The sequence below is a fragment of the Lysinibacillus sp. Ag94 genome (assembly GCF_023242215.1).
In the GTDB taxonomy this organism is placed as follows: Bacteria; Bacillota; Bacilli; order Bacillales_A; family Planococcaceae; genus Lysinibacillus.
In genome coordinates this window covers 2963721-2985315 of sequence record NZ_CP096780.1, presented here as the reverse complement: position 1 = coordinate 2985315, position 21595 = coordinate 2963721, and the positions used below count along the sequence as shown (strand labels likewise).

Sequence of the window (21595 nt, the reverse complement as noted above, 5' to 3'; positions counted from 1 at the left end):
TAATACTTGATTGAGAAATGCAAACTTATGAAATAGACTGCTGTTGATTAAATTGAAATCCAACACATCTTGAAGAAGAAGGAACGTCAAGGATGAGGAGACTTATGAATTGCTGGTTCCAGAAGGCTAAGCATCCAAAATTTTAAAAAAGTATTTAAAAATTTATACCAAATAGAGTCTTCATAGGGTAAACTATGGAGGCTCTGTTTTTGCCTATTATTAAGTTTTTTTCTTAATAAAGTGTATTTATTGAGTAGTTATGGCGTAAAAATGCCGTTTTTTGAAAGGAGATCACAAAATGCCGACAGACCATATCAATCATCATAATCACCTTGCGGCAGAATGGGTGAAACAGTTTCGTCCTTATGCGAAAGAGGGACAATGCGCAAGCTATATTCCCGCTTTAGCGGAAAAAGAGCCAAATCAATTAGCGATTTCGATTATCGGTACTAATAATGTGGAAATGAAAGCTGGAGACACAACTGAACTATTTACGCTACAAAGTGTTTCAAAAGTCGTCACCTTTATATTAGCGTGTATGGAACGGGGATTACCTTATGTTTTAGAACGAGTAGATGTTGAACCTACAGGTGACACCTTCAATTCCATTATTCGACTAGAAAGCCATCAGCCTGGAAAACCTTTTAATCCAATGATTAATGCAGGAGCGATTACAGTATCCTCTATGCTTGACGGTAGTTCTCCACAAGAGAAGGTTTCGAAAATCCTTCAATTTTTAGAACAAATCGTTGGCAAGGAATTAAAGGTTAATGAAGAGGTTTATCAATCTGAGTGGCAAACTGCCAATCGAAACCGTTCATTAGCCTATTATTTAATGGATTCTGGCTTTTTAGACTGTCCTGTAGAAGAAGCATTAGAGGTTTATTTGAAACAATGTGCTATTGAAGTAAATGTTTCAGATTTGGCGATGATTGGTTTAGTTATTGCCAATGATGGTTATCATCCTTTATTAAAAACACAGCTATTTCCTAAACAAGTAGCAAAATTAGCGAAGGCATTGATGGTTACTTGCGGGATGTATAATGCTTCTGGTAAATTTGCAGCATTTATCGGGTTACCTGCAAAAAGTGGTGTCTCTGGCGCAATTTTAGCGGCAGTGCCAAGTCACGCGGGCTTAGATTCACCTTTCCCTACTGGCTGTGGTATTGGCATTTATGGACCAGCAATTGATGACATCGGGAACAGTGTAGCTGGAGTGCATTTACTAAAGCATATTGCTACCGAGTGGAATATGAATATTTTTTAAGCCATTCAAAAAGATGACTTCATAAATGGAGTCATCTTTTTTGATTATGTTGTTAATTTGCAATAAAAAGCTCTGATTACTTTCTTTTCATTTTATAAATAATCATTAGTAGAATAAACCAAATTGGTGTTAATAGTAATGCGGTACGCGTTGCCTCTGAAATGAACATGACTACTAATAAAAATGCAAAGAAGGCAAGTACTAAATAGTTCACGAACGGAGTAAAAGGTGCCTTGAAAATCGATGCTTCATGAAGTGCACGGTTTTTACGTTTATAAATAATATGAGAGATTAATATAATACTCCACACCCATATAAAGCAAATAGCACTAATCGTAGTCACAACACTAAAGGCATTTTCAGGCATTAATTTACTTAGTAATGCACCAGCGGAAACAACAATTGCAGAAACAACGAGTGCGTTACTTGGCACACTGTTTTTATTGAGCTTTGCAAACTTTGGCGAAGCTTGCTTATTGTTTCCAAGATTAAAAAGCATGCGGCTAGTAGAAAATAAGCCACTATTACCGGCTGAAGCAGCAGATGTAAGAACGACAAAATTAATAATACCTGCAGCAATTGGAATACCAGCTAGTGTAAATACTTGTACAAATGGGCTACTTGAGGCAGACATTTCATACCAAGGATTAATGCATAAAATAACAAATAACGCTCCTACGTAGAATAATAAAATGCGTAATGGAATTTTATTAATGGCAGAAGGAATATTTTTTTTAGGGTTGGCCGTTTCTGCAGCAGAAACGCCTACTAATTCGACACCGACAAAGGCGAAAACAACCATTTGGAATGCCATTAGGAAACCGTATAGGCCGTTCGGGAATAACCCGCCATGTGTCCAAAGATTTTCAACTGTCACTGTGCCAGAGCTTGTTTGAAAGCCTGTAAATAACATGATTAGGCCAATAACAATCAGTGCCACAATAGTGATGACTTTAATAAGGGCAAACCAAAATTCTAGTTCACCAAATAGTTTTACAGTTAACAAATTCAAAATTAGTAATAGTACTAAACACCCGATTGCAGGCACCCATTGAGGTATATCAAACCAATAATGTGTATAAACGCCGACTGCAATAATATCTGCCATAGCGGTCATGATCCAGCAGAACCAGTATGTCCATCCCGTGATGTAACCTGCCCAAGGACCTATGTATTCGGATGCAAAATCGGTAAATGATGTATAGCCAGCATTCGATAATAATAATTCACCTAATGCCCGCATAACAAAAAATAAGGCGGTTCCGACAATGAGGTAGGCAAAGATGATGGAAGGTCCCGCTAAAGCAATCGCTTTACCTGAACCTAAAAATAAACCAGTACCGATTGTTCCACCGATCGCTATGAGCTGCACATGGCGATTTTTTAATTCACGTTTTAATTGTTGTTGTTCCACGTTGATCCCCCTCAAAGATACGTAAAAACTATGACTGGAAAATAAAAAAGAGACTAGTAATGACACTAGTCTCGTAAACGACAGAATAACAAATACCGATTACGGATGTTATAGGTAAATAAAGAAAAACATTCGTATCGTATAGCTTTCGTGTTGAAAGTTGATATTACTCCTCTGTCCTTTTGCCTGAGATAGTGAACCCTTCGGCGACGCAAAATGCGCTCTCTCCAGAACTGCTCCTGCTATAGTGTTATCCATAGCATTCATAGCTTATATTGTATGTCTGTATGACATTATTTTAAGATATTATAAATCCTATCAGTGCCTAGTTAATTATTCAAGGATAAATTTTAAACATTTTCAGAAAAAAAGAAGAATGGAGTTCATCTAGGTAAATACTTTACGAAAAATAGTATTTTTAGACATACATTAATAAATAAGTATATTACGTCACGTCGTTTTATTCTTTTCTAAAGAATTAACTTGTCAGACGTTAAACAATATATAATATAGTAGAAACTCAGAATTTTTTGCAAAAAGAAACCATCTCATAGTCATCTGAGATGGTTTACATTTTGTTTAAAACAAAATTGATATAGGTAAATACAAATAAATTTACTTTATGTCATGAGTAGATTTATGTCTTATTGATTTTTTAATTTTGTTTTTTGGACTTTATTTTACCTGTCCAAGTACGGAAGCCGCCTTGAAGTTGGTAAATTTGGTTGTAGCCACGTTTTTTAAGAAATAGAGCAGCACGTGAGCTACGGCCTGTATTTTGACAGTATAAATATACTGGTAAATCTGGGCGAATTTCTTTGTGACGTTGACGTAGAGTAGTTGAAGGAACATTGCGTGCACCAAGGATGTGACCAGCATCAAATTCTTTTTGTTCACGTACGTCAATAAGCTGTGCTTTACGATAGCCTTCAATAAATTGTTCTTGTGTTAGGTTTGTTACGGCTTTTTTTAGTCGTAGGGCATTTATGCCGATATAAGCAATTACAACTACTAAAATAACACCGATTGTGATAAGTATGTTCAACAAAATTTCTTACCCCTTTCTATCTTCTTTATTATTATAAAAGATGCGCTAGCGATAGTCCAATGAGTTTGATAAAATAAATTACATTGTGGCTAGAATTAATCTATCTTTTGTCTATGAATGTTTTAGTGAAAAGCCACAGAATTATCCACTATTTTCTTGGTTTAGTGTGGGGGATTGCTTAGATAAAGAATTGAATTAAACGAAAAGTGTCAAAATTTAAGAAGCACTATTTTTGGCTCATCATTAAGAGTAGGATGAAATTTGTTAAAATGTATGCCCTATATAGGTTGATTGGAGTGAAGGCGGGGCGATAAGACCCTGCAGCGAAGCGGAGCGTCAGCGACAAATGTTTTAACTGTGCGAAAGCGAAGCGTCAGCGACAAAGCGCACAGCCGTAACGGAAATTAACCACTCGCTATAGCAATGAGCCTTATTTTGTACACATTCGCATAATATTTGTAGGAGATGAAAATATGACAACTTGGTATTTTCTAAATTCAGGGAAATGTAGCCCTTCTTTTAATATGGCATTAGATGAAGCATTACTTGATTGGCATAGTGAAGGTTTAATTCCACCAGTCATTCGTTTTTATGAGTGGGAGCCAGCAACACTTTCGATTGGCTATTTTCAGCAGGCGAAAAGAGATATTAATCTAGAAGCGGTACGAGAACAAGGACTAGGCTTTGTTCGTCGCCCAACAGGTGGTAGAGCTGTTTTACATGAACATGAATTGACATATAGCGTCATTGTATCAGAAAGCTATCCTAATATGCCTGAAACAGTGACAGAGGCATATAGAGTGTTAAGTGAAGGTATATTGCAAGGTTTTCATAATCTAGGTATGGATGCTTATTTTAGTGTACCTGATACAGAAGAACAAAGAGCAGACTTAAAGAAACCAAAAAGCGCAGTTTGCTTTGATGCGCCAAGTTGGTATGAGCTTGTCGTGGAAGGAAAAAAAGTAGCTGGTAGTGCACAAACTCGTCAAAAAGGTGTTATTTTACAGCACGGAGCTATTTTACTTGATTTAGATCAAGAAAAATTATTGTCTGTCTTCAATTTTTCAAGTGAAGAAGCGAAGGATCGTATGCGTAGAAAGATGCCAGAGAAGGCTGTTGCTATCAATAACCTTGTTAAAGAACCAGTGACGATAGAACAATGTGTGACAGCATTTAGAGATGGTTTTGCAAAATCGTTGCAAATTGATTTAAAACCATTTACACTTTCTGAGGAGCAATTAGAATATGTACATGCATTAGAAGAAAAAAAATATGCATGTGATGATTGGAACTTCAAAAAATAAAAAATGGTATAAGAAAAATATTTTTTTATCGGTCAACCCTTGTAATAACAAGAAGTTCGGATTCTATTCGAAATTGCAAGAGTTGAATTGAAAAACTATATATAGTATCTTAATTAAAGAAATATACACAATATGTAGTGTTTAGCGACACTTGATATTGTGTATTTATTTTGTAAGGCAGAAAATAAGGGAGGCAAAATGATGGTACTAACAAATCATCAACCCGAAGTAAACAAATTTGAACAGTTAAACAAAGACATTGAACAATTTCCGCAGGTTCATCCTGTAACACCTGATATGCACATTACGCATAAGGGTGTATCAAGACTTGTGATGATCGATCGCTACTCGTTTAAGGATACGGAGAAGAAAACGTTAAAAGCCGGTGATTTTGTCGTATTAACAGTGAAGGCAGATCCGAAATTCCCTGCACGTGGTTTAGGGACAATCCAAAAGCTTGATATGTCTACGAAAACAGCAGAAATTTTGATTGAGGAAGATTACCGTAGTGCGTTAGATGATCCGAAAGAGCAAGAAACGGGTGTGATTACACGTTCAATTGACGTGCTAGAAAAGCCTCTTGAAATATTTTATGAACAAATCGCAAAACGAAATGCAACAGGACTTGCTGCTGTTGAAAAAACACAAGAGAAACGCCAAGAATGGTTTGAGAAGTTTTATGAGCAGTTAGTATCATTGAAATTCATTCCAGCTGGACGAGTTATTTACGGAGCAGGATCTGAAACAGATGTAACGTTCTTCAACTGTTACGTAATGCCATTTGTAGCAGATTCACGTGAAGGTATCAGTGATCATCGTAAGCAAGTAATGGAAATTATGAGCCGCGGTGGTGGTGTAGGGACGAATGGTTCGACATTGCGTCCACGTAACACTTTAGCACGTGGTGTAAATGGTAAATCATCTGGTTCTGTATCATGGTTAGATGATATTGCGAAGCTGACTCATCTTGTCGAACAAGGTGGTTCCCGCAGAGGTATGCATAATCTAGGTGCTTCTGCGTAAACAAACCTCGTGAATTGCTGGGAACTCTTTAACGGAAATATTGTCACTTTAATTGAGGTGGGAAATATGGATGTTTATAATGCGAAACAGCCACAGACTTGTTTAATATGTGGTTTTACAATAACTCATAATAAACAAGGAAGGTTTACGTCTCATTTGAAAAATGAGCATCATTTAACATTAGAAAATTATTTAATATCTTATTTTTATCCAGTAGAAATGGTGACCTGCCAATATATTTTATGTAATAAAAAGGTTAAATTGAGGCGTGGTGTTCCCAATCAATTTTGTAGTAGCAGCTGTCGAGGAAAAGGTGAGCCTTTAACTTGTGTAATTTGTGGAAAACTATTCGATGAAAAGCACCGGCAGACTAAAACTTGTAGCAAAGAGTGTGCGAGTAGGCTGCGATCACAAAATACAGGAAAATGGCACAATGAAATGCCAGATGAACAAAAGAAGGTTCATTTTGAAAATATCATTTCAAAAACAGCTAAAACTAGAAAAATGAATGGGACTCCTTCATGGAATAGCGGTAAGACTGGGATTTATAGTAAAGAAACTATTGAGAAAATTCGACAAGCTGCATTAAAACAATTGGAGAGAGAAACATTTAGAAAAACTAGTATTGAAAGAGCTCTCGAGGATTTCTTGGTCGAACAATCAATCCCTTATAAATATTCCTTTATATTTGAAGGAGCACAATTTGATTTTTTATTAGTAGGGACAAATATTCTAATTGAATGTGATGGCGATTTTTGGCATGGGAATCCAAAATTTTATTCCTCTTTTTATGAAGTTCAAAAGAGGATAAAAGCTAGGGATATCGATAAAAATCAAATTGCAGTGGCTCATGGATATACTTTACTCCGTTTCTGGGAAGATGAGATAAAAAATGATTTTGAAAATGTAAAAAAACGCATTATAAATGCACTGCTAGCTACAACGTAACTGGAAACGGTAAGCGTGAATGCTTGAAAATAGCAGTGGGATAAAGACAATCAGCAGCCAAGCCTCTTTCAATGAGGAAGGTTCAACGACCATCGAAAGCACGCTAAGATAGCGGAAGCGAGTAGAGTAGGAGTGAAGCCACTCCGAAGTGCGAGGACATCTATTAAGATGTAAGATATGGTCTCAACTTCTATGGTGACATAGAGAGTGGGTGTAGCGAACCCGCGTAAGGTGAATCGGCACAAATGATTATGCTGGCAGATTGGCATCCTGATATCGTGGAATTTATTATTTCAAAAATGCAAAATCCACGTATTCTACGATACCTAATCGAAAATACAACGGATAAAACAATTATTCGTCTAGCAAAAGAAAAATTAAACTTTAAGCCTCTTTCATTCCAAGAGGAAGCGATGTATCAAGGTATTGTTAACTATAAAGGTATCGAAGGCTTAGGTGGTTTTGATACAGCTATTATTCGTGAAGCGGAAAACAAACTGCGTGATGGTGGTACTTATACGGTTCACAATCCAGAGTTTTTAACTGGTGCAAATATTTCTGTAACATTAACAAAAGAATTTATGCAAGCTGTAGAAAATGACGCTGACTTTGAGCTTCGTTTCCCAGCTGTTGAAGAATATACAAAAGAAGAGATGGCTATTTACAACAGTGAATGGCATAAAGTTGGAGATGTGCGTGAATGGGAGAAAATGGGCTATAAAGTACGCACTTACCGCACGATTAAAGCGAAGGAATTATGGAATTTAATCAACGTTTGTGCAACGTACTCTGCAGAGCCAGGTATTTTCTTCATCGACAACGCTAATGACATGACTAACGCAAAAGCTTATGGTCAAAGCGTTGTAGCGACTAACCCATGTGGGGAACAACCACTTGCACCATATTCTGTGTGTAACTTAGCAGCTGTGAACTTAGCACAGTTTGCGAATAAAGAAAATCAAACAATTGATTACGAAGCACTACGTGAAACAGTTCGTGTTGGTGTTCGTATGCAAGATAATGTTATTGATGCTACACCATACTTCTTAGAAGAAAACCGTGTACAAGCTCTTGGAGAGCGTCGTGTTGGCTTGGGCGTAATGGGCTTAGCGGACTTACTCATTTATTGTGAGAAGGAATATGGCTCAGAAGCAGGTAATGAACTAGTTGATGAAATCTTTAAAACGATTGCTGAAACTGCGTATGAGGCGTCAACAGAGCTTGCAAAAGAACGTGGTAGCTTCCCATTCCTTGTAGGCGCAACAGAGGAAGAGACAGCACGTTTACGTAAAGCATTTACTGAAACAGGCTTCATGCAAAAAATGCCTGCACATATTAAAGGGCAAATTTTAGCAACTGGTATTCGCAACTCGCATTTACTAACAGTAGCTCCAACTGGTTCTACTGGTACGATGGTTGGCGTGGCAACTGGTCTTGAGCCATACTTCTCGTTCACATATTACCGCTCAGGTCGTCTAGGTAAATTTATCGAGGTAAAAGCAGAGATCGTACATGAATATTTAGAACGTCATCCAGAAGTGAATGAGAATGACCTTCCTGAATGGTTCGTTACGGCGATGGAGTTAAAACCAGAGGCGCATGCTGATGTACAATGTATCATCCAAAAATGGATTGATTCATCCATTTCAAAAACGGTAAACGCACCAAAAGGTTATACAGTACAGCAAGTTGAAAAAGTGTACGAGCGCTTATATAAAGGTGGCGCTAAAGGTGGTACGGTCTATGTAGATGGTAGCCGTGATTCACAAGTACTGACACTAAAAGCCGAAGAAAATGATATGGATCAACTATCATTCGAGGAAGAATTAGTAGAAGTACCAACGAAGCGTCCTGTTGTATTAGTAGATACGATTCAAGCGTTAGAATCGACAACAGTTATCGGTTCGGATGTAGGGAATACTTGCCCTGTATGCCGTAAAGGAACTGTAGAGGAAATCGGTGGCTGTAATACATGTACAAACTGTGCTGCACAGTTAAAATGTGGCCTATAAAATAAATGAAAAAGTGTCTATTGTTGATTTGAAATAAAGTCGTACCGTTTATAAAAAAGATGTACCGTTTAAAATAAAGTTATACCGTTTGTAAAAAAGTTGCACCGTTTTACCCCTTTGGATAATATTAATCTAAAGGGGTGTTTTTATGTCAAAACGAACTAGAACATCTAAAGCCGAAAAGTGGATTAAAGAAGGTCGTGGCTCTGGAGTTGGAGTGGATTATAAACCATGGTTAAACATTCAAAATGTGTCTTCGAAAGGTCGGTCAACACGTTTAAAAGGTATTAAAACAAATAGACAGCATGAATTTCTATCAGATTTGGAACGAAATTACTTTTATTTAACTGAATATTCGGATTCTGTTGTTGATATTCGAGAACAATTTCCTTTATTGCCGTTGGAAGAAACAATTGTCATTGCAGATGAATTAGGTCTTAAACATCCTACAGACCCAAAAACAAATGAGCCAGTTGTGATGACACCGGATTTTTTATTAACAGTAGATAAAGGTGAAGGTTTAGCAGAAATCGCAAGTAATTAACTTTGTTATTTTAAATTATTATCATCATTTCAAGTATTAAAAAACTCTAATAATTCGCATCTAACAAATTTGAAAAAGGTTTCTATACATATATGTAGACTTGAAATAAAGTAGTGACGATGAAAAAGTTGATTTATATTTTTTGAATAGTTTTAATCAAGCATTAATTTCATATGTAAATGAAACCTACCCATTTTGTTTAAACTTTAATTTTAAATTGAGCAGATTTTTTCTGTATAAAATCAATGTTCTTAGCATGCTTTTAATCAAACTTTATTTTAAACCAACACTATAAATAAATATAAAAAGTCCAATTTCTCATTATTTAAATTGAGAAATTGAACTTTTGTAGTTACTTCGGAATAGCGTCTATTAAAGGAAAAAGCATTTGCGCTATGTGTGATCCATTAAAGTATCCCCGTAAGGCGAAGTTTAAATGATAAACATTAAGGAGTGTTATTGGTTTTACTAAACGAAAGGCTTTCTAAACGATCGATCAATTGTCGCAGGCCTGTTTCGTCAGTGGCATAATGCCTAACATCCTCTCCTAATAGTTTGTCTGCCTGTTCTCTTGTAAACGTAAAGGTATTAACTATTCCATCGTTTTGGTCTGGGCTGTCAACAATCGAATAGGTTATAATATCGACATTATCAATCATACTTAAGAGGATAATGGAATTACGATAATAAATTTCGCTATTTATTTCAGCCTCATCTATCCCGGAAACAGAATCATTTATATAATTGATAGTTACCCCATAAGGCTGAGTCGTTGTTTGAAGTGCAATCCCGTTCCATTCAAGACCTGTTGGTTCGGGCATTCCACTGAGGAGACCGCCTACCTTACTAGTGTTACCTACATAAAGCGTTTTGTTCTCCATTAGCTTTTCTATATTATATCCAGAATATAATGATTGCAAGGGTCCCTGCTGCAAAGGCTTGGGATTGGCTGTACATCCTACAACTAAAGTTGCAATAACGAGCATATAGGCTGCAATCATCCTTTTAGAAGGTTGGCGGTAAGTAAGAATATTTTTAATTCTTGCCTTCACATTGCTCTCTCCAAAAGCAAGTGGACTACCGGTTAGTCCCCCTTTTTTGCTAACAGAAAGCGTAAGCAATGAGGTTGAATAGCTTCCTTTAATCTGATGCCCCATTTTGTTAACGACACTTTCATCGCAGGACATCTCCATATCTTTACTCATAAGCGCATAAGATAACCACATTAGCGGATTAAACCAATGAATGATAAGGAGCATAAATGCAAAAGGTTTTATCAGATAATCACGTCTCATAATATGAATTTTCTCATGTAGTAAAATGTAAGACAGCTCATGATCACTCATGCCGATTGGGATATATATTTTCGGTTTCAGAAAACCGCAAACAAAGGGTGTGTCAATCTGGTCAGTCTCATAGATATTATCCTTGACAAGTGTTGCCGTTCGGACCTTAACTAATATTTTCAAATACGACAGAATGCTAAAAAGCAAAAGAATGACTATACCTGTAATCCAAATTAAACTTCCAATCCACACGATGATTTGCATGGGGTTTGCGCTCGCCATCGGGGTAGCCACTGGAAGGGATGAGTTTATAAAATGGCTTATCTCCTTAATTCCAATATCCACAACTGGATTTTCTTGGATCCCAATTTCTTGGGGTACAAATTCCATGATACCTGTGCCAGTTTTCTTTTGGAACCTTACAAAACCTAACACACTTAAGCTTGAGGTAAAACTAACAGGGGTGATCAGTCGGATGGCTACGGCTACCCATAGAATATAAGAGAATATTTTAGGAGCTCGTCTCAAAAGAAATCTCACCATGATAACCGCAAGTGCAACAAAGCTTGCAGTAATGCTCATATTAAGGATTACAAGAAACAGGTTCATGATTTAGTTGCCTCCTCAATAATCCGTTTCAACTCTTCGGCTTCCTCATTAGAAATCCCCTTTCCACCTAGAAAAGCAGTTAGAAACTGCGGTAAGGATCCATTGAAGGACTTTTCAACAACCATCTGACTTTCATATTTCTGTGCGTCCTCTTTTTTAACAATTGATGTGACCGTTGCTTCCTCGTTTTTAAGGACTCCCCGTTTACATAACTTTCTTAAAACAGTATAAGTCGTGGACTTTTTCCAGCCAAGTACTGCTTGGCTTAGCTTTACAAGATCAGTAGAATTAATAGGTTCGTTATCCCAAATCAGGCATGTAAATTTGTATTCGGCATCGAACAATTTATACGGCTCCATTCTGACCACCCTCCTTATCAGGTTTATTGAGATAAACTTCTTGTTGATTAGTTTATTGTAATAAACCCATCTTGTCAATAAACTGAAGTTTTTAACTTTACTACTTTTTATAAAGCGGAATTTTTATACCATGTAACGAAACTCGTCCTTTTCAGAACACGCTCCTTTTTATTTATAAGGGGCGTTTTTTACCGTTATCGATTTCTATCAATACCTAGTGACGTTAATAACAGAATTGCCAAATTTACCGATTCACCAGCAGCCAGCGATTTAAATTACATGCCTTGTTCGAAAAAAATCCAAGCCACATGTGCAAACTAGCCATGTATCCGAAAAAAATTAGGATAGATGGCCATTCATCGTGTGTACCGAAAAGGTTGCCCTTTTTTATATTTAGGGTTTACTTTCCACTAGAAATTGAAATACTAAATTTAGACTGTTGATTACCGAATCGTTCCAATGTCTCCTCGAATTTCATTCCAACTCTTTTTAATAGTCCACAAGATGCCATGTTAAGTGACTGAGTTTCAGCGACAATAGTGGTTAAGTTTAATGCACTAAATCCATGATTTAATACTTTCATAATCACTTCTTTTGCATAGCCTTGACCCCAAAACTCAGGTAAAAATTGATACCCAATCTCTGTATTAATCCCATCATGATACGTATCAAGGAAAACAAAACCTATAAATTCTTTACTATCTTTTAAAAATACTGTCCAGTGGAGGGAGCTATTTTTTGAATTTAATATTTCATAGAATCTAATTTTATATGCTTCTTCGTCGATAATACCTCCTAAGTATTTTCTCACTAGCTCGTTTTCATATAATTTTTTAATGTTTTTATAATCATTTTCGGAAATTACGTGTAACTCACATCTCTCAGAGAATAACAAGTAAATCTCTCCCTTCGATAATTATTATTCTTTTCCTGGTAATCCACCTATGAAAAATATGTGCTCTACTTACAAAATCATATAAAACATACATCCTTTCTTATTTAGTCTGCCATCACATGGTATGATGTGGAATGCTTACCAGGTCAAGGGGCATTTATAAAATTTTTTGTATGCGTTAATATGTAGTGGGAAGGGAGAGTGTATGATGACAAATATAAAAAAAATCGCAGAACTGGCGGGGGTCTCGGTTTCTACTGTTTCTCGTGTTTTAAATAATCATCCGTATGTAAATGAACAAAAACGAAAAGAGATATTAGCAATTATCGAAAAGTTAAATTACACGCAAAATTCGAATGCGATTCATTTAGTACGAGGAAAAACAAATGTTATTGGAGTGCTTCTTCCATTTATAAATAATCAATATTACAGTGCAATTATAGAAGGTATTTCAAGAGAGGCTGTAAAATATAATTACAATATGATGCTCTGCCAAACGGATAATAGCGCGGATAAAGAAATTGAGATTTTGAATATGTTAAAGATGAAAAAGTTAGACGGAATCATTATATGTTCGAAAGTCAATGTTTGTAAGGAAATTGAAAAGTACTCAAAATTTGGCCCAATTGTGACGTGTGAAGATACAGCATCAAGCACAATTTCTAGCATTTATATTGATCATTACAAAACGTTTGCACTAGGAATGAATTATTTAATAGAACGGGGACATACACGAATTGGTTACTGCTTTGGACGAAGTAATAGTTTCAACAGTCAAAATCGAAAACAGGCGTACCGGGACGCTTTATCCTCTATTCATGTTAGGACGAAAGAGGAGTGGGAGTTTGTAGACTGCTTTACAATAGAGGACGGGACACGTGTTGTTCAATCACTGCTTCATATGAAAGAGCGTCCAACAGCCCTTCTCGTATCTTGTAATCATATTGCAGCGGGTATTGTAACAGCCGCCAAAAAAAGCGGCCTTTATATTCCAAGTGATTTAACGATTATTGGTTGTGATGACCAGCAAGTTGCAGAGATACTAGATATTACAACAATTGCTCATTCGAGTGTGGAGGTTGGTGCAGGTGCATTTACAATTTTACATGACCAAATTGCGAGTAGAGAAAAAGAAGTAAAAAGAATTGAGTTATTTGCGAAATTAACGGAAAGACTGACAACATAAGGAGTAAAGCACAATCTTCATTAAAGTGATTGTGCTTTTTTCGTAGGCTGATGAAAGCCACTTTTTGAATTTTCATTTGTATAATATGGTCAATCTATACGGGATAAAGGGGTTCTAAGCATGAGACAGAAATTTGTGAATGTAGATTTTAAATAAAGTTGTACCGTTTATAAAAAAGATGTATGGTTTAAAATAAAGTTCTACTGTTTGTAAAAAAGGTGCACCATTTTGTCCCTTTTTGATGTAAGAATTCTAAGTGAGTTTTAATCAAACTTTTTTATAAAAAATAACTCCTTCACAAAATTAAATCCATACATTTTGATTAATCTTTTTTCAAAATGTATGGGTTTCTTCTATTGTAAAATCAGTATTTGTAGCACGGTTTTAATTAAACTTTATTTTAAACCAACATCTATCTCGTCAAAAAGACGGATAGGCATTTTTTTATCTTCATTTAGACAAACGTTAGCTACGGAAGTATCTCGGAGGGGGGCTTAGACCTAAGTACAAAGCCGATTCTGGACGTAATTATTCCAAGGGATTGCCTCCATCAAGACAGAAGTTCTTACTTGACGTATTTAGTTATTACAATAACAATATTTCAATTATGTTCTCGTTTGTATTCACCTACAATGATTTCACGCGTGATGACGCGTGGGGGAGTATGTCTTTCAAATAATTTGCACTCGTCCTTTCGTTTGCTGATGATCTAATAATCTAGTTTATTTGTGTATAAATTAATATCTGTAGGGACATGGGGAAATAAATCTGAACATACTGGTTATGGATTTAACACAGGCTCAATTAGATACAATAAATTCAAAAATAACTAATGGAGATTCTTGGTCAACATTAAACAACTGCTCTAGCTTTGCTGTAGATGTATGGAATTCAGTTTCTTCTACTAAAAGTGCAGGCTCAACAATAAAAACTCCTACAACTTTGAGAGATAGTATCAAGAGTAAAACAGGATATGTGAGTGGACTAGGTTTTACACATACGTATAAAGTCTATTATGCAAATGGAACAGGATCACCCTCACAAAGTACTCAGTGGAATTAAGTCTCTATTAAACTATAATAACAATTATAAATTTAGGGAAATCGAGGTGGGGATTGTATGAAAAAGGGCTTAATTATTACCTTAATAATAATTATTTTAGCTGTAGGAGGTATAGCCATGATTTTTTTTACGACAACGGTATCACCTGAAAGTATTGCAATAAGTGAGGTTAATATAGGAGATGAGAAAATTTTAATTAAAGGAAGTATTGCTGAAAGTGGTTCCTCTTATTCTGGTGAGAAAATATGGAAAAAGATGGTGTACTCTATACAAAAGAGAGATTATGGGGATTTTTCGGAAGTAGTTTTAATAAAAGATAATAACAAAAGAACAATATGGTCAAAATAATTAATTGAGTTAATTTCATAATTTTAATCCCTTAAAATATCAAGGGTTCTAAAATAAGCGACCAAACTAAAACCATATTTTTTAATGAGGGGGATGCCCTAAGATGTGGGGCAAACAAAAAATTTGAATTTTTTAGTAGGATTTTCAGGAACTCTCTCGAAATATTTAAGTATAAGGGGGAGAGTGTATGTCTAGTTTACCAATTATAGTAGCTCCGATGTTTTTAGTTTCTAACCCTAAGATGGTTATTGAAGCTAGTAGAGCAGGGGCTATCGGTTCATTTCCATTATTAAATGCAAGACCCGCTTCAGCATGTGCTGAGTGGCTAGAAGAAATAAAAAAGGCGCTACCTACTGAACATTGGGCAGTCAACTTTATATGTCACCCTGTAGCGAATCCGCGTTTTGAGGAAGATTTACAGTTAATTGAACAATTCCAGCCACCAATTGTCATTACTTCATTAGGTAATCCTAAGAGAGTTATAGACATTGTTCACGGCTATGGAGGAAAGGTCTATGCAGATGTTGCGAACGTTAAACATGCCGAAAAATCTGCGGCAACAGGTGTAGACGGACTTATTCTTGTTTGTGCAGGTGCTGGTGGGCATGGCGGGCAACTGAACCCATTTGGCTTTGTATCTGCGGTTAAGAAATTCTTTACGGGAACGATCATTTTATCAGGCTCCATTTCTAGCGGTGCAGACGTATTAGCCGCTCAAATAATGGGAGCAGACTTTGCCTATATGGGTACTCGTTTTTTAGCTTGTGATGAAGGAAATGCGCCTGAGGAGTACAAAAATATGGTGATTGACAGTGATACCTCTGATATTTTATATACCGATGCTTTTAGCGGTGTCCATGTAAATGTGTTAATTCCATCTTTATTAAAGGAAGGTATTGATCCAGCAACATTGAAGCCGAGAGAGGACATTGATTTAACACATCTAGTAAATGTCAAGGCATGGCGAGATATTTGGTCTGCCGGACATGGCATCACAAACATTGTCAAACGCGAGTCCGTTCGTGAAATACTTAAAACTTTGGAAGTAGAGTACGAGAAAGCAAAACAGCAAATAATTGCTGTACAGTCATTATAAAAAAAGGGGCAAGTCCAACTAAATATGGACTTGCCCCTTTAATTTAAAATGGGGGTTGATTCATCCACCTAAATAGTGGAACTCTGTGGCTAAGTGACCAATATTAGCTGGCCTAAAGCCTCCGACAGATGTTACAGAATTATGCCGAGGCATTAATTAATCATGATTCAAAGTAGCAGCGATTTCTGGTTGTTGCTCAACTTGAAGCAGCATATTGAAGGAAGCGATAGCTACTTCTACTTGTTCATCCTTAGGCTCGCGTGTTGTCAGTAATTGTAGCCATAAGCCTGGATAGCCAAGGAAGCGTAACACAGGAATATTACGGCATGCATTTGTCGCTTGAAGTACTTCAAATGATATACCAAGAACAACGGGAATTAAGAGAATACGGTCCAAAATGCGTAACCAAAGTGGATCAGTTGGTACGAAGAAATATAAAAACATGCCTACAAACACAGTGAACAGCATAAAACTACTACCGCAACGATAGTGTAAGCGTGATTGTGCTTGCACATTTTCCACTGTTATGTCCATACCAGCTTCATAGCAATTTATCACCTTATGTTCTGCACCGTGATATTGGAATACTCGTTTAATTAGCGGAGTTAAAGATATAAAATATAAATAGGTAAGTAGTAAAAATAGCTTAATGCCGCTTTCAAGTAAAATTTGACCGGTTTTACCCTCTATCCATTTAGAGAAAAAATCTGCAATAAATACAGGAATTAATGTAAAGGCAAATTTACCGAATAAAAAGGAAAGGATACCTACAACTGCAACTCCTAAAATCATTTGAAGTCTCGAGCCTTCCTCTTTATGCTCTGCTTCTTCGCCAGGTGTAACGTCGTAACGGTCTCCTGAAAATTGCATATGGCGAGAGCCTAAACCAGCTGATTCAATCAGTGCGACAACGCCCCGTACTAATGGAATTTTTTTAAGCTTTTGTAAAATAGGGTTTTGAACTTTTTTAAAATGATAATAATCAATGGAATCATCGTTACGGCGAATAGCAGTAATCGTATGTTCCTTTCCTCCGAACATTACACCTTCTAATTGTGCTTGTCCCCCGTATACAGGTGAATTGCTCAAGGCTAACACCACTCTCTTTATATATTTCAACTGTACCATTGTACTAAATTTAGTGAAAAACCTCTAGAGTTACGCATAGTAAAATTTTTATATGGTTACACTAATCGTACAGTTTAGGAAATGATTAACGCTTGAACATATACTCGTGGTACAAGTTAGGAGGATTTTACTTGAAAGTAGCTAGTATAACATCGCTCGTCAGCGCACTCGTTTTAGCATTGTGTTTAAAGGGACTTCAATACTTTCATCTTATTAAATGGAATCCAATAGGTTTTTATAAAAAATGGAATATATTTGAAGGTAGCTCAAAACTATTTCAATGGAGCTTTCTCATCCTCGTCTTATTTTTAATTGGATTTTTATTATTTATTACATTGAGATATGTCTATATTATCCCAGCTGTGCTATCTTCCTTTTTACTTGGCCTTTTTTTGTCCATGACATTAGAATGGATTGTTCTGGATTTGCCTTTACAATCTTCTTCCTTTAAAAAACTGTCGATCCCTTTCATGGTCATTGTTATTTGTCTTTTACGTTTCTTGCTGGAAACTGCGAATTTTCATCAAAAGGAGCACACAGCACAAAAAGGAAATTAGTTGCTGTATGCGCCTTGTATGATAAAATAATGGCAAGTACATAGAAAGAGGCGAGTATGCGTGAAGTTATTATGTTTGAATGGACCTAATTTAAATCGACTAGGTAAACGAGAGCCACATATTTATGGTTACGAAACATTGGAAGATGTGAAAAATAATGTTCAGAATCTTGCGGCGTCTTTAGGTGCCACTGTCGAGTTTCGTCAATCTAATCATGAAGGGGTACTTGTTGATTGGGTACATGAAGCAGAGGACGAAAAATATGATGGTATAATCTTTAATCCCGGTGCATATACCCATACAAGCATCGCGTTACATGATGCAATTGCAGGTATTTCTGTGCCGGTTATAGAAGTACATATTTCAAATATCCATAAACGTGAGGCTTTCCGTCATCATTCTTATCTCGCTCCGGCATGCCTTGGTCAAATCAGTGGACTAGGTACGAAAGGCTATGAACTGGCACTACGCACATTTATTGAGAGGGAGAATTGATTATGATGAAATTACAAAAGCTTCGTAAGGCACTTCAAGAACAAAATATTGACGGCATTTTAATTACAAACGAGTACAATCGTCGTTATATGACTGGTTTTACAGGAACAGCGGGCGTAGCGATTGTGTCTCAAAATGATGCTGTGTTTATCACGGATTTTCGGTATACAGAGCAAGCAGCTGCGCAAGTACAGGACTTTCGAATTGTAAAGCATGAGGCGACGATCATTGAAGAAATTGCAACACAAGTAAAAAATATGGGTATCAAATTATTGGGCTTTGAGAAAGATACTGTTAGCTATGGCACATATGAGCTGTATAAAAATAAAATTCAAGCTGATTTAGTGCCGATTTCTGGGCTAATTGAAAAAATTCGCTTGATTAAGACGCAACAAGAGATTAATATTATTAAGGTTGCGTGTGAAATTGCTGATCACGCATTTACACATATCTTAAACTTCATCAAGCCTGGTAAAACAGAGCTTGAGGTTTCGAATGAATTAGAATTTTTCATGCGTAAACAAGGAGCAACTCAATCCTCGTTTGATATAATTGTTGCGTCTGGTCTTCGCTCAGCTTTACCACATGGCGTTGCAACGAATAAAGTGATTGAAAAAGGCGACTTTGTCACATTAGACTATGGAGCATTGTACAATGGCTATATCTCGGATATTACACGTACTGTTGCAGTAGGCGAGCCATCTGAAAAATTAGTGGATATGTACAACGCAGTACTTGCTTCCCAGCTTTTAGCACTTGAAAAGGTTGGCCCTGGTTTCACAGGGATTCAAGCGGATGCGATTGCGCGTAACTACTTAACAGAAAAAGGATATGGCGCGGCATTTGGTCATTCATTAGGACACGGGATTGGTCTTGAAGTACATGAAGGCCCTGGCTTATCAATACGTTCAGAAGCGGTGCTAGAGCCAGGTATGGCCGTAACGATTGAACCAGGAGTTTATTTACCGGGAATCGGTGGTGTACGTATCGAGGACGATATTTTAATCACAGAGACAGGTAATGAACTGCTTACTCATTCGTCAAAAGAACTTATTATTTTATAAACTATGGAGGAACACAAATGATTTCAGTAAACGATTTCCGTACAGGTCTAACAATTATTGTAGATGGCCAATTATATCGCGTGTTAGATTTCCAACACGTTAAACCAGGTAAAGGTGCTGCGTTCGTACGCTCTAAATTACGTAACTTACGTAACGGTTCAGTAAATGAAAAAACTTTCCGTGCTGGTGAGAAAGTTGAAAAAGCACAAATCGATAACCGTAAAATGCAATACCTTTATGCACAAGGTGACGATCATATTTTCATGGACTTAGAATCATATGAGCAAACTGAACTTTCTTCAGCTGCAATTGAATATGAATTAAAATTCCTAAAAGAAAACATGGAAGTTCACATTCAATCATACCAAAGTGAAATGCTAGGTGTTGAATTACCAAACACTGTTGAGCTAGAAGTAACAGAAACAGAGCCTGGTATCAAAGGTGATACAGCTTCTGGTGGTACAAAACCAGCAACTCTTGAAACTGGTCTTATTGTACAAGTGCCATTCTTCGTAAACCAAGGTGATAAGTTAATCATCAATACAGAAGAAGCTTCTTACGTTTCTCGTGCGTAATAAATAAAAGCATTCAGCCTACTCTTTTGAACAAAAGGGTAGGTTTTTTTAACTTCTTTCAGCGGGTGTCCCAAACATCCTTTGAAATAGAGGAAGTCAGTCAAAACACGTTGCTGCCGCTGCGTTTAGCTACACTTGCGCGCCGCTCATATTGGATACATATATTTTCGTGGCAAAGGATAGTGAAATAGCAACCTCTTTGTATAAAAAGAGTTTTTATTATTTGATATGTGGTCATATTTGGAAAAGTTGTTTACAATAATAGTAAGGAGTGAATGCAATGTTACAAACAATTTTTGAGACCACGTCTCCAATAATACAGGCTCCAATGGCCGGTGTAACTACGCCAAAATTTGTTGCTGCCTGTGCAGAGGAAGGGATTTTAGGTTCGATAGGAGCAGGCTATTTAGATGGGGAGCAAACAAAAAGTTTTATTCAGGAAGTTAAAAAGCTAACGAAAAAGCCATTTGCTGTTAATTTATTTGTACAGGAAGAGCCGCGTATTGATGTCGATGTACTTCAAAAAGCTCGAATGGCTTTACAACCGTTTTATGATGAGCTTGGACTTTCACCTGTACAAAGTGTCACGTCCAAGGAAGTATTTGCAGAACAAGTACAAGCTGTTCTTGATGAAAATGTCGCCATTTGTTCCTTTACGTTTGGCATTCCTTCAGCAGAAGTTATTCAACGTTTAAAGGATAACAATGTTTATGTTATTGGTACAGCTACTACATTAGAGGAAGCAAAGCGTGTAGAACAAGCAGGGATGCAAGCAGTTGTCCTTCAGGGTGGTGAAGCTGGCGGTCACCGAGGTTCCTTCACTGAACCAATGCAATTAATTGATTTGCAAGATTTACTGGAGCAAGTAGTAGGACAAATTGCCATACCGATTATTGCTGCTGGGGGCGTTGTCACAAAGGAAGATGTAAGTAAAGCACTAGCGAGGGGTGCCCAAGCGGTTCAAATTGGTACAGCCTTATTAGTAGCGGATGAATGTGAAATTTCACCACTTTATAAAAAAGCCTTGCTTGAATCGAAAGCGCAGCAGACAACGATTACTCGTGCTTTTTCTGGTAAACCAGCAAGAGGCTTAGCCAATGCTTTTACGGAACGTATGAAAGATGCTGTTGTAGCACCTTATCCATTGCAAAATGATTTAACTACTACTATTCGTAAAGAAAGTGCAAAACAGGGCAAAGCCGAATATTTATCGATGTGGATGGGTGAAAAGAGCTATTTAGTGAAACAACCAGGTACTGTGAACAGCATTATTGCCAAGCTGCTGTAACTTCTTTCCGATTCCGGATGAAGTGATGCTAAGGCATCTTTAATTTCATAAAAATACTAAGATCTCTATACGTATGTATGGAGGTCT

The 21595-nt window shown here is 36.8% G+C and carries 18 protein-coding genes, 3 pseudogenes and 1 riboswitch; of the genes and pseudogenes, 15 read left to right on the top strand and 6 right to left on the bottom strand.

The window, feature by feature from the left end:
* Positions 1-298: 298 nt before the first annotated feature.
* Positions 299-1267 carry a glutaminase gene (locus MY533_RS13800; RefSeq protein ID WP_248716420.1) on the top strand — a complete coding sequence of 323 codons (969 nt, stop codon included), beginning with the start codon at positions 299-301 and terminating at the stop codon, positions 1265-1267.
* A gap of 76 nt (positions 1268-1343) precedes the next feature.
* Here the strand turns inward: MY533_RS13800 and MY533_RS13795 are convergent, their stop codons facing one another.
* Together MY533_RS13795 and MY533_RS13790 are read right to left on the bottom strand one after the other, a co-directional pair.
* Positions 1344-2681: an amino acid permease gene (locus tag MY533_RS13795; protein ID WP_248716419.1), complete on the bottom strand. Its 1338-nt coding sequence runs from the start codon at positions 2679-2681 to the stop codon at positions 1344-1346.
* Positions 2682-2845: 164 nt separating this feature from the next.
* A riboswitch (glycine riboswitch) is annotated at positions 2846-2922 on the bottom strand.
* Positions 2923-3336: 414 nt separating this feature from the next.
* Positions 3337-3726, bottom strand: coding sequence for a rhodanese-like domain-containing protein (locus tag MY533_RS13790; RefSeq protein WP_132357268.1), 390 nt, complete (start codon positions 3724-3726; stop codon positions 3337-3339).
* Positions 3727-4202: 476 nt separating this feature from the next.
* Between MY533_RS13790 and MY533_RS13785 the strand changes: the two genes are divergently transcribed.
* From MY533_RS13785 to MY533_RS13765, 5 genes and pseudogenes are all read left to right on the top strand, one after another.
* Positions 4203-5033 carry a lipoate--protein ligase family protein gene (locus tag MY533_RS13785; protein WP_248716418.1) on the top strand — a complete coding sequence of 277 codons (831 nt, stop codon included), beginning with the start codon at positions 4203-4205 and terminating at the stop codon, positions 5031-5033.
* A 201-nt stretch (positions 5034-5234) separates the two neighbouring features.
* Positions 5235-6029, top strand: a pseudogene (locus MY533_RS13780) (ribonucleotide reductase N-terminal alpha domain-containing protein); the annotation flags it as partial.
* A 93-nt stretch (positions 6030-6122) separates the two neighbouring features.
* Positions 6123-7004, top strand: coding sequence for an endonuclease domain-containing protein (locus MY533_RS13775; RefSeq protein WP_248716416.1), 882 nt, complete (start codon positions 6123-6125; stop codon positions 7002-7004).
* A gap of 239 nt (positions 7005-7243) precedes the next feature.
* A pseudogene (locus MY533_RS13770) lies at positions 7244-9016 on the top strand (vitamin B12-dependent ribonucleotide reductase); the annotation flags it as partial.
* A 148-nt stretch (positions 9017-9164) separates the two neighbouring features.
* A pseudogene (locus MY533_RS13765) lies at positions 9165-9551 on the top strand (TnsA endonuclease N-terminal domain-containing protein); the annotation flags it as partial.
* Between the two features lie 455 nt (positions 9552-10006).
* On the opposite strand, the gene MY533_RS13760 reads toward MY533_RS13765, so the two are convergent.
* The 3 genes from MY533_RS13760 to MY533_RS13750 form a co-directional block, all read right to left on the bottom strand.
* Positions 10007-11455, bottom strand: coding sequence for a M56 family metallopeptidase (locus tag MY533_RS13760; RefSeq protein ID WP_248716415.1), 1449 nt, complete (start codon positions 11453-11455; stop codon positions 10007-10009).
* Positions 11452-11814 (bottom strand): BlaI/MecI/CopY family transcriptional regulator, encoded by a 363-nt coding sequence (locus MY533_RS13755; protein WP_248716414.1) that lies wholly within the window; start codon positions 11812-11814, stop codon positions 11452-11454. The genes MY533_RS13760 and MY533_RS13755 overlap by 4 nt, the downstream gene beginning before the upstream one ends.
* 400 nt (positions 11815-12214) lie before the next feature.
* Entirely contained in the window at positions 12215-12709 is a 495-nt protein-coding gene (locus MY533_RS13750) for a GNAT family N-acetyltransferase (RefSeq protein WP_248716413.1), read from the bottom strand.
* Between the two features lie 208 nt (positions 12710-12917).
* Here MY533_RS13750 and MY533_RS13745 point away from each other — a divergent pair, with 208 nt between their 5' ends.
* From MY533_RS13745 to MY533_RS13730, 4 genes are all read left to right on the top strand, one after another.
* Complete coding sequence (locus MY533_RS13745; protein ID WP_132357265.1) at positions 12918-13895, top strand: LacI family DNA-binding transcriptional regulator; 978 nt, start codon at positions 12918-12920, stop codon at positions 13893-13895.
* Between the two features lie 783 nt (positions 13896-14678).
* The gene (locus MY533_RS13740) at positions 14679-14957 is read left to right on the top strand and encodes a hypothetical protein (protein ID WP_248716412.1); all 279 of its coding nucleotides are present in this window, start codon (positions 14679-14681) and stop codon (positions 14955-14957) included.
* A gap of 57 nt (positions 14958-15014) precedes the next feature.
* Complete coding sequence (locus MY533_RS13735; protein WP_248716411.1) at positions 15015-15305, top strand: hypothetical protein; 291 nt, start codon at positions 15015-15017, stop codon at positions 15303-15305.
* 187 nt (positions 15306-15492) lie between these two features.
* On the top strand, positions 15493-16401 hold the full coding sequence (locus MY533_RS13730; protein ID WP_248716410.1) for an NAD(P)H-dependent flavin oxidoreductase: 909 nt from the start codon (positions 15493-15495) through the stop codon (positions 16399-16401).
* A 156-nt stretch (positions 16402-16557) separates the two neighbouring features.
* Here MY533_RS13730 and MY533_RS13725 read toward each other — a convergent pair whose 3' ends face one another.
* On the bottom strand, positions 16558-17490 hold the full coding sequence (locus MY533_RS13725) for a DUF1385 domain-containing protein (protein ID WP_132356681.1): 933 nt from the start codon (positions 17488-17490) through the stop codon (positions 16558-16560).
* Between the two features lie 170 nt (positions 17491-17660).
* On the opposite strand from MY533_RS13725, the gene MY533_RS13720 reads away from it, so the two are divergent.
* The 5 genes from MY533_RS13720 (at position 17661) to MY533_RS13700 (ending at position 21508) form a co-directional block, all read left to right on the top strand.
* The gene (locus MY533_RS13720) at positions 17661-18086 is read left to right on the top strand and encodes a hypothetical protein (protein ID WP_248716409.1); all 426 of its coding nucleotides are present in this window, start codon (positions 17661-17663) and stop codon (positions 18084-18086) included.
* A gap of 60 nt (positions 18087-18146) precedes the next feature.
* Positions 18147-18581, top strand: coding sequence for a type II 3-dehydroquinate dehydratase (aroQ, locus tag MY533_RS13715; protein WP_053483682.1), 435 nt, complete (start codon positions 18147-18149; stop codon positions 18579-18581).
* Positions 18582-18583: 2 nt separating this feature from the next.
* Positions 18584-19645: a M24 family metallopeptidase gene (locus tag MY533_RS13710; RefSeq protein WP_132356678.1), complete on the top strand. Its 1062-nt coding sequence runs from the start codon at positions 18584-18586 to the stop codon at positions 19643-19645.
* A gap of 17 nt (positions 19646-19662) precedes the next feature.
* The gene (gene efp / locus MY533_RS13705; RefSeq protein ID WP_248716408.1) at positions 19663-20220 is read left to right on the top strand and encodes an elongation factor P; all 558 of its coding nucleotides are present in this window, start codon (positions 19663-19665) and stop codon (positions 20218-20220) included.
* Positions 20221-20500: 280 nt separating this feature from the next.
* Positions 20501-21508: an NAD(P)H-dependent flavin oxidoreductase gene (locus MY533_RS13700; protein WP_248716407.1), complete on the top strand. Its 1008-nt coding sequence runs from the start codon at positions 20501-20503 to the stop codon at positions 21506-21508.
* Positions 21509-21595: the final 87 nt, after the last annotated feature.